The organism is Pseudoalteromonas sp. Z9A4 (assembly GCF_011378845.1).
Classification (GTDB): Bacteria; Pseudomonadota; Gammaproteobacteria; order Enterobacterales; family Alteromonadaceae; genus Pseudoalteromonas; species Pseudoalteromonas arctica.
This window is the reverse complement of record NZ_WTLA01000005.1, coordinates 182,072-190,587: the sequence shown is the minus strand read 5'-3', so window position 1 is coordinate 190,587 and position 8,516 is coordinate 182,072. Positions and strand designations below refer to the sequence as shown.

Annotated in this window: 10 protein-coding genes; 3 read left to right on the top strand and 7 right to left on the bottom strand. The window is 36.8% G+C overall.

Annotated features, from left to right (window positions below):
• Positions 1-26: 26 nt before the first annotated feature.
• The 4 genes from GQR54_RS06395 to GQR54_RS06380 form a co-directional block, all read right to left on the bottom strand.
• Entirely contained in the window at positions 27-1,388 is a 1,362-nt protein-coding gene (locus tag GQR54_RS06395) for an AAA family ATPase (protein WP_166376879.1), read from the bottom strand.
• 109 nt (positions 1,389-1,497) lie between these two features.
• On the bottom strand, positions 1,498-2,412 hold the full coding sequence (locus tag GQR54_RS06390) for a DUF4868 domain-containing protein (protein ID WP_166376878.1): 915 nt from the start codon (positions 2,410-2,412) through the stop codon (positions 1,498-1,500).
• A complete protein-coding gene (locus tag GQR54_RS06385) occupies positions 2,412-2,993 on the bottom strand; it encodes a hypothetical protein (RefSeq protein WP_166376877.1) in 582 nt (193 codons plus the stop codon). Before GQR54_RS06385 ends, GQR54_RS06390 begins: the two co-directional genes overlap by 1 nt.
• Positions 2,994-3,303: 310 nt before the next feature.
• Entirely contained in the window at positions 3,304-3,939 is a 636-nt protein-coding gene (locus GQR54_RS06380) for a cold shock domain-containing protein (protein WP_166376876.1), read from the bottom strand.
• Positions 3,940-4,400: 461 nt separating this feature from the next.
• Here GQR54_RS06380 and GQR54_RS06375 point away from each other — a divergent pair, with 461 nt between their 5' ends.
• Positions 4,401-5,018, top strand: coding sequence for a trimeric intracellular cation channel family protein (locus GQR54_RS06375; protein WP_165728663.1), 618 nt, complete (start codon positions 4,401-4,403; stop codon positions 5,016-5,018).
• Positions 5,019-5,103: 85 nt separating this feature from the next.
• Here the strand turns inward: GQR54_RS06375 and GQR54_RS06370 are convergent, their stop codons facing one another.
• Together GQR54_RS06370 and GQR54_RS06365 are read right to left on the bottom strand one after the other, a co-directional pair.
• Positions 5,104-5,607, bottom strand: coding sequence for a YetF domain-containing protein (locus GQR54_RS06370; RefSeq protein ID WP_166376875.1), 504 nt, complete (start codon positions 5,605-5,607; stop codon positions 5,104-5,106).
• A gap of 63 nt (positions 5,608-5,670) precedes the next feature.
• Positions 5,671-6,123 carry a DUF302 domain-containing protein gene (locus tag GQR54_RS06365; protein ID WP_166376874.1) on the bottom strand — a complete coding sequence of 151 codons (453 nt, stop codon included), beginning with the start codon at positions 6,121-6,123 and terminating at the stop codon, positions 5,671-5,673.
• Positions 6,124-6,328: 205 nt separating this feature from the next.
• Between GQR54_RS06365 and GQR54_RS06360 the strand changes: the two genes are divergently transcribed.
• Both GQR54_RS06360 and gloA read left to right on the top strand, forming a co-directional pair.
• Positions 6,329-6,712 (top strand): hypothetical protein, encoded by a 384-nt coding sequence (locus tag GQR54_RS06360; RefSeq protein WP_166376873.1) that lies wholly within the window; start codon positions 6,329-6,331, stop codon positions 6,710-6,712.
• Between the two features lie 115 nt (positions 6,713-6,827).
• A complete protein-coding gene (gene gloA / locus GQR54_RS06355) occupies positions 6,828-7,355 on the top strand; it encodes a lactoylglutathione lyase (RefSeq protein ID WP_166376872.1) in 528 nt (175 codons plus the stop codon).
• Between the two features lie 90 nt (positions 7,356-7,445).
• Here the strand turns inward: gloA and htpX are convergent, their stop codons facing one another.
• Positions 7,446-8,312 carry a protease HtpX gene (gene htpX / locus GQR54_RS06350; RefSeq protein ID WP_166376871.1) on the bottom strand — a complete coding sequence of 289 codons (867 nt, stop codon included), beginning with the start codon at positions 8,310-8,312 and terminating at the stop codon, positions 7,446-7,448.
• Between the last annotated feature and the right edge of the window lie 204 nt (positions 8,313-8,516).

Below are 8,516 nucleotides of genomic sequence, written 5' to 3'. Positions count from 1 at the left end.
ATAAGACACCCTGCTCGTTTTTTGCACTAACTAAAACGTAGTCCTAAATTTTGAAAAGAGCAAAATTTAGGATGGGTGTCACTGTTAATCTTGCACCGGATTGAGCTCATTAAGACAGCTAATAGTGGTGGATGAAGATGTGTCTCAGGTTCATCAAATAAAACCAAGCTGCGCTTATCAGCATGAGAAATAATATTAACTATTGAATGTATGACGAACTTATGACCTGTTGAAGAATTACTAAATACATCTGATAAGCTGTTAGATAAATTATCAAAATCTATACTTTTAAATAGTTCATAAAAAGAACTTTCTTTTGATAAAATTTTTAATACGGCACGTAAAATATATATCCTTTTCAAATCAGTAATTTTATCAACCAAAACTTTAACTTCAGACAGTAGTACCTCTATTGATTTAAGGTTTGTAAATGATTGGCGATCTTTTAAAATTTCTTCTTTAGTGAGTTTTCCTCGCTTATCTCGCTCAAAGTTCTCAATTGAAGTATCTAGCTCTTTACATATATCCCTTATACCGCAAAATATATATCTTCCTTGTCCATTACTCATATCTTTTAGTATTTGTTCTTTTTCATGGATATATATTCCAGGCACCTGAAAGCTGTCAAATGCACTATATGAAATATTAATTATCTTAGGAAAACCCAATCCAACAGGTTCAAACTCGCCAACTTCACGAAGTACAGGGTCTCTTCGGTCCGCTCCAGAAGCAAAAGCTACTCGTGAAATCTTTGACAGCAGTGTACTTTTACCTGAGCCATTCCTTCCTACTAACACAATAACTCTGCTAGGTAGCTTACTGCTGTGAGAATATTCTGGTGAGTCGAAGTTAAACTCTATCGGAGAGATTAATGACTTGTTGCTAAATTTGAAGCTTAAATCAATACTAGGTAATTTTTGATAATCTTTATTAATCATCATGGGAGGTAATATGAAGAGATCATCAGTTTCATCGAGATACCTCATTACAGAAGTACTCCAGCCTTCTTCGTTACTAAAAGGCTCTTTTAATTTTGGTTGTATAACTACATCATTCAATGCAGAAAATATGTAATCCCTCATATCAGAGTCAATATTCGCTAAGCGCTCATAATAATCTAAAGATTGACCTAAAGAGCAAAATTCTGGGTCGAGACTATCAATATCTCCAACGGCAAGCGCATGAGAATCGCTAGACTTTTGACCTTTTTTAAGGATTTTGACATCTCCAATAGAAACTGGCTCTCCATCTGAGCTATATGCACCAGATAAAAATAATTGATACTGAGTTTGGAAGCTATGATCATTCCAATTATCTTGTCGCAAGTAGAACTTGATGCTTTTTTCTTTCTTGTTATTTTTAGAGGATGGTGAAATAACTCTTATCAAAATACACCTCAGGATTAGGTTAAAACTTTAAGGACGGCTAACGCAGCCATAACTTGCCACATGAAGCGCAGCGTAAGGCGGTCAAATTGATGGCTTTGTTAGGCGCTCCTTACACTTGAACGGCATCTGGCACATCGTAAATATTTGCAGTTATTTCACTCATTAAGCGGTGATCTAAAAGAACTTGAAGGATAGTGCTTGTTGTGTCAGCACAAGGGACAATAGTATTATTTGCTAAATCAAAGTTAAGCCCCCAACCTCTAGCGGTATTTACAGCCATTAATTTTGTTATAAAATTGGGGCTCGTATAGACCTCTTTTACCTCAATAACTCCCATTCGGCGTAACTGCATTGAATTAGTACCAACATATTCAATGATAGGCTGTAAATCAGAGAATAAATTACTAAATGAAGGATTTTGCTGTAGTTGAGTAAATGCCTGTGAGTATGCCTCACGATATTTCATAGATGATTCGAAACCGCGCTTATTCGCTATAAATGCAACATTATTAATAACGTAAAAATCAAAGTTCTTTTCGATCGAGAAACTATTATCTACTACACCTGATAGTTCGCCATTCGTAAACACCATATTAATATACTTATTAGGATATGAAGTTTTCCAAGTAGAGGTAGATCTTTTCACAGCATATACGGTTACACCATTTGCTATGTATTTAACTACGTAGCCATTAGCACCTTTTAAATCATTGCTATCATTTATTCGATGCTCTGGTTCTAACCGATCAACTAATACCTTCAAATTTGAAAAATTTGTTGTTGTAGAATCTAGAGTTAAACAACTGTTTTCATTTGTCTGAGCAATATAAGAATATGGAGAGTGTTCTGTAATTCTCTCTATTTCCGTATTTACAAACGTTTTAAATTGTCGATTAAGATCCGTTTCCGTTTGAACATAAAAAGTTCTAAATTTTTCCTGTGACCTACTGTTTTTAAAAACCCATAAATGAGGTGTTGCATTGGCAAAGTCAAATGCTCTTAATAATTGAAACTCAGCATCCATTAGCTTATATCCTTTGAAATGTAAAAATCTTGAATTGATTGAAATTTATAATTACCTTGGGTTAGAGCTCCTTTCTTCAATACTCGAACATCCCTTTCTTGACCATTTATTACAATTTTTGCTTCATATAATTTCCAACCAAACATTAATAAAATCGGGTTCATTATTATTTGACCTGACTTATAAGTAATTGCAAACATCCATAGTAAAAACACCACGAACCCTAACATTTTCTCAGGAGCGTCATAACTTATCCCCATAAATGAAACTACGTAAGGAAACACGTAATTTATAATGTCATTCGGAATTGTTTTTGAGCTTTTAACTTCGCCATTGAATGGGTAATCAATTTTTTTCAAAGACATGTTTGAAATAATTACTGAAATAATGCTGATAACAATGAAAACAGTTGAAAAATATGGATGTTGAAACGGGTTAAATAAGCAATTATCTATGTCAGAAAAATTGCAAAATGAATTGCTCCACCATGATATAGGAATGTCTTGTACTGCTAGAATTAATGCTAGTGGCAAGTACGACCCTAAAAAAATTATAAATCCAGATGTAAGTTTAAACTGCATATATTAAGACCATTTAGATATCCTTGAGAAAATGTATGGGGCACACCTCGTACCAAAGCGCCTAACAGCTTATTGAACCCCACTTTTGGGGGTTATCCCCCCCAAAACGGCGTACATTACGTTGTTCGATAATTACACCAAACAACTCATTTATAAACAGATAATTACAATTGCTAATCAGTAGCCTTTGTTATTTAACCCCAAAACGACTTTCAATAATGTTATGGGACACAACTTACATAGCTTTATTTATACACAGCAATTAATTAATTCTATTTTTTTAAAGCTAAAAGCTTTATAGCCCTACCCTTTAAAACCGTGTATCCCTCTCACAAGGGTCACCATCCCTATCGCCATCCATTTTTGTATCCGGGCAGTTATTAATAAAAAATACAGCCTCTTCGCGTGAGCGCATTTCAGTACAATATTGCCTGCCATCACACGTAAAATTTTGCGTGCTTTTTGGAATAACGACTTTTGGGTATTTTTCATCAAAGGTGACTAAATCGTCATTTAAGAGAAAGGGAGTTTGGTTGCTTGAGTGAGCGTTGTATTTATTAATCGCATAAAAGCAAAGTGCAGCAATAAGCGCTATTGAGGCAACTTTACCTAAAAAGCTACTGGCAAAGTTAGATTTGGCAATCCGGTGCGGCTTGTTATGGCTTGTATTAGGATGTGGTGCATTCGCTGTTTTATTAAATGTTGCATTAGTTGTTTGATGTGGTGCTTTAAGCTCTGTAACGCCTTCTATGCGGCAGTTAATTGCTTTGGTTTTGCCGTCGGGCTGCGTTGCAACGTCAAAGTAAATGGTGTCGCCAACTTTAGGCTTGCGGCTCATGTGTTTGAGCGCTGATATGTGTATAAACGTATCGTGTTCTAGGGTGTCTGATTTAATAAAACCAAAACCTTTGTCTGATTTCCACGACTTTAACAATCCTTTGTGCATATGTGTGCCCTTAATAACCTGTAATGCTTAAACTGCGCTTTACGCTAGTTTCATCTAGTTAACACTTGTTATTATACGTCCCTAAATTAATACCATGCAACTATTTATTCATATTACGTTAATTTTACGCTCTATCCATTAAGCTTAATTATTAGACTTAACTATTAAATTTAGCTATTAATTAAAGCGCTAAAACTAGTGCCCTAAAAATGCTCATAGGACTAAAACCAAGTAAAAAATCAACCAGCTTTATTTTATAGCTAACGGATAAATGTCCTTTAAATTTTAATAATTAACCCTCAGCTCTACAGTGACTTAACAGGCTGTTTACACTGTATTTTATCATTAGTTATTTCTATCTGAATTAAGCTTTTTTAGTATGATTTCTCATTCGTTTTTTAGCTCATTTATCTATACAATCACTCCTTTATTTTTACGCACATATTTCAAGTGATTATCTCATGCTATTAACGATTGTTTATATTATTGGTATTACAGCAGAAGCCATGACTGGCGCACTTAGCGCAGGACGAATGAAAATGGATTGGTTTGGCGTAGTGCTAGTAGCCAGTGCGACCGCAATTGGTGGTGGCAGCGTACGAGATATATTACTAGGCAATTACCCGCTTACCTGGGTACAGCACCCTGAGTATTTATTAATTACTTGTATTGCCGGTATTGTTACTACGTGGTTGGCTAAATGGGTGGTTAAATTTAAAGGCATATTTATGCGCTTAGATGCCCTTGGTTTAGCTGCATTTAGTATTATTGGCTGCCAAGTGGGGCTAAATATGGGCTTGCACTATGGTATTTGTGTTGTGGCAGCCATTGTTACTGGCGTATTTGGTGGGTTACTGCGTGATTTAATATGTCGTCAAGCGCCGTTGGTATTACACAACGAGCTTTATGCTAGCGTGGCGTTAATTGTAGCGTGCTTATATTTAGCGCTGCACCATTACAATATTGACGACAACATAAGCATTATTGTAAGCCTAGTTGCAGGATACTTAATACGTATGGCATCAATACGCTTTAAATGGCGCTTACCTACGTTTAGTTTATTAGAACCGGCTAAATAGCTAAAATAGTTATATAAGACAGGCTTGAATCTGCTAGGCAATAAAGCCTGTCTTCTCTTTAATGATCTTTATTACTCTTTAATACTCACACTACATCGCTTAACGCGGTTTTAGAGCCACTGTTATTGTGTGGCATTACGCTAAAGCTGCCGTCTGTTTCGAGCACAACTGCGGCTACCTCTTCTATTGCAATAATACCTGCGCCCCGCACAGCGGCGCGAATTTCTGACTTTGTTACCCGTTGTGATTTAAGAGCTGAATCACAATACTCGCCATTACTTAACAATAACGTGGGTTTTGCTTTTACAAGCGCTGCAAATTTAGACGAGCGCACACTAAACCAGGTAATAGCGTATTGCAGCCCTATTAGTACCATAAAGGCTAGTATGCCCTCAGCTAACGGGACGCTTTTTGAAATAATAACAGACGCTAATATTGAGCCCAGCGCAATGGTGACTACAAAGTCGAACACATTCCACTTTGAAAGCGTACGTTTACCCGATACACGTAACCAAAACACCAGTGCTACATAACCCAGTACACCAATTAAAAGTACACGTAATAACCCCTGCATGTCATCGTAAAACATAATGGCTCCTTTTCTATTTTAACGCTTAGTGTAAGTGCTCGTTATTTATTTACACTTTTTAATTTATTGCTTAACCGTAGTTGTTACGAGTGTGTGTAATACTTTGCTTATTTTTTTAGCCGCTGGGCAATTTACAGCATTATGGCGCGCAGCTATATAAGTAGGATCGTTGTAACTTAACCACACTTGCGATTGTGCGTCTTCCCATACCAGTGCTTTGATCGGTAAATCAATACCTATTGTTTGTGCGCACTGCATAAGTGGTGTGCCGCCTTTGGGGTTACCAAATATAAGAACCTCTGTTGGGCGTAGTTGTTGCTCTACTTTTTTAGCACCGGCTGCGTGATCTATTCGTGCAAATATATTTAGCCCTTTTTGTTTTGCCAAATTCTCAAACTGATCCATAGTGGCTTTAGCGCTTAATGGGCTTTTTACTGAAATTAGTCCCTCTACTGCGTTAGCATTTGTAATAGCAAAGAGTAATGCGAGTCCAAAAATAATGTTTAATGTTTTCATACTTTCTCCTTTGAATATAAGTTTCTCTTTCACTTTTTTAAAATATTGATTGCTTTGCTGTCAAAAACTTATCAACTGTGGAGCGTAAAAGCTATAAATAATAAATTTACTCAATCGTTGTTTGGTGAGAATATTAACTGTTTTTCATAGAAGCCCGTAATGTTAGATGACGCTCTATGTAGTTGTTAAATTAAAAGGATTTATTTTGAAATTGATTAAACCGGTATTAACTTTGTCAATGATACTTTGTTTGCAAGGATGTATTTCATACGATTTAGTATATGTTGAAACACATACCACAGGAAAAATACCAAAAAGAGGAACAGCCGTAAAAGAAGTAAAATACAAAGGGGGTCTTAAGTGGGTTGGCATTATTATTTCACCATTAGCTCCATTCCCCATAATGTTCCCTTATGGTCGCGAACACACAACAACTTGGACCTCGAGAACAGATGGCATTGTTTACAAAGAAAGGCAATATACTAAATCTAAGGGCTATGGCTGTTTTTTTCTAGGCCCAGAGATAAGTGGCTGCAGCGATGAAGCTACGTGGGGTACTTTTTTTATAAATGATTTAAAGCTGCATTAACTATTATTAACCATTCTTTAATGCTTAGGTGAGTTTAAATTAAACTTAGAGTTGATTATGATAGTTTAAGCATTATATCTATGCTTTCGCTTCTTAATTATTAGAAAGGATCACCATGTCTAACTATAACGAATCTCCAGAACAAGTTGCACAAGCTACTCAAGGCTTTGTTATGCAGCAAACTATGTTGCGTATTAAAGATCCAAAACCATCGCTTGAATTTTACCAAAATGTATTAGGTATGAAGCTGTTAGGTAAGTATGATTTTCCTGGTATGGAGTTTACGCTTTACTTTTTAGGCTACGAGCAAGAATTGCCACAAGGTGATGATAAAACTAAAGCTGAATGGGTGTTTCGTCGCCCTGCGCTAATTGAGCTTACCCATAACTGGGGCACTGAAAGCGACGACAGCTTTGAGGGATACCACAGTGGTAACCAAGAACCTAAAGGATTTGGGCATATTGGTATTAGCGTACCGGATGTTTACGAAGCCTGTGAGCGCTTTGCAAAGTACAATGTAGAATTTGTTAAAAAACCAGATGATGGCTCAATGAAAGGCTTAGCTTTTATTAAAGACCCTGACGGTTACTGGATTGAAATACTCTCGGCTGAGGGTATTACTGAAATTATTCTGTCTCAGTAATTATTATTTCTCGATAACAAAAATATTACACATAAAAAAGCCTGCTAATGCAGGCTTTTGGTTATGTAGTAAGTAATATTTAAGCGTTACTTACGCAGTGCGCAGTGCGTCTATTCGCGCATCAAGTGGCGGGTGCGATGAAAACAGCTCAGCCATGCCTTTGCCACTTGCAATACCAAAGGCCATCATTGAGCCTTCTAATTGCGAAGGATGGTTTTGCTTTAATCGCTCAAGCGCTGATCGCATTTTATCAGCACCTACCAATTTTGCTGCGCCGCTGTCGGCTGCAAATTCACGTTTACGGCTGTAACTTGCCACTACTATGCTTGCTAGCACACCAAATAATACTTGGAATAACATGTCGAATAAGAAGTATGTCCAGCTACTGCCGCCCTCTTCTTTATCGCTATTAATAAAGTTATCTACAATGCCTGCCAATACTTTTGCGGCAAATATTACAAAGGTGTTTACCACGCCTTGTATTAGCGTAAGCGTTACCATGTCGCCGTTAGCCACGTGCGATACTTCGTGGGCAAGTACGGCTTCGGCCTGATCTTTGGTCATGTTGTGCATTAAGCCTGTGCTTACTGCCACTAATGAGTTGTTTTTACTAGGGCCCGTTGCAAACGCATTCATTTCTGGGCTGTCGTAAATAGCCACTTCTGGCATTTTAATACCTGCTTTTTGTGCTTGCGCAGATACCGTTTGTACAAGCCAATGTTCGGTTTCGTTTCGAGGCTGCGTAATTACATGCGCGCCTGTTGATTTTTTAGCGATCCATTTCGACATAAATAACGAAATAAACGATCCACCAAAACCAAATACGGTGGCTATAAGTAAAATTCCGCCAAGGCTACGATGGCTTAAGCCCAGCGCGCTCATTATTATTGAAAGCACTACACCTAATACCAACATAACCGCTAGGTTAGTTAATAAAAACAAAAATACACGTTTCATATTGTCCTCACAAAAATAGGTTTGATCACCGAACATAAAATTAAATTAGGTTAAAGCAATCACTGCGCCATGACACACTATGTCATAACGTTAGCGCTATTTTGTGACAAACTATGTCATAACACAAGTGTTATTTATGTGTTTATTGATAATTTTTTTAAGAAGAGTTTTACAGCAATTTTAAAACTGAAGTTTCTTTATAAA

Coding starts and splice junctions, on each gene's coding strand:
- GQR54_RS06390 (WP_166376878.1), bottom strand. CDS start 2,412: ATGGATGCTGAGTTTCAATTATTAAGAGCATTTGACTTTGCCAATGCA.
- GQR54_RS06385 (WP_166376877.1), bottom strand. CDS start 2,993: ATGCAGTTTAAACTTACATCTGGATTTATAATTTTTTTAGGGTCGTAC.
- GQR54_RS06380 (WP_166376876.1), bottom strand. CDS start 3,939: ATGCACAAAGGATTGTTAAAGTCGTGGAAATCAGACAAAGGTTTTGGT.
- GQR54_RS06375 (WP_165728663.1), top strand. CDS start 4,401: ATGCTATTAACGATTGTTTATATTATTGGTATTACAGCAGAAGCCATG.
- GQR54_RS06370 (WP_166376875.1), bottom strand. CDS start 5,607: ATGTTTTACGATGACATGCAGGGGTTATTACGTGTACTTTTAATTGGT.
- GQR54_RS06365 (WP_166376874.1), bottom strand. CDS start 6,123: ATGAAAACATTAAACATTATTTTTGGACTCGCATTACTCTTTGCTATT.
- gloA (WP_166376872.1), top strand. CDS start 6,828: ATGTCTAACTATAACGAATCTCCAGAACAAGTTGCACAAGCTACTCAA.
- htpX (WP_166376871.1), bottom strand. CDS start 8,312: ATGAAACGTGTATTTTTGTTTTTATTAACTAACCTAGCGGTTATGTTG.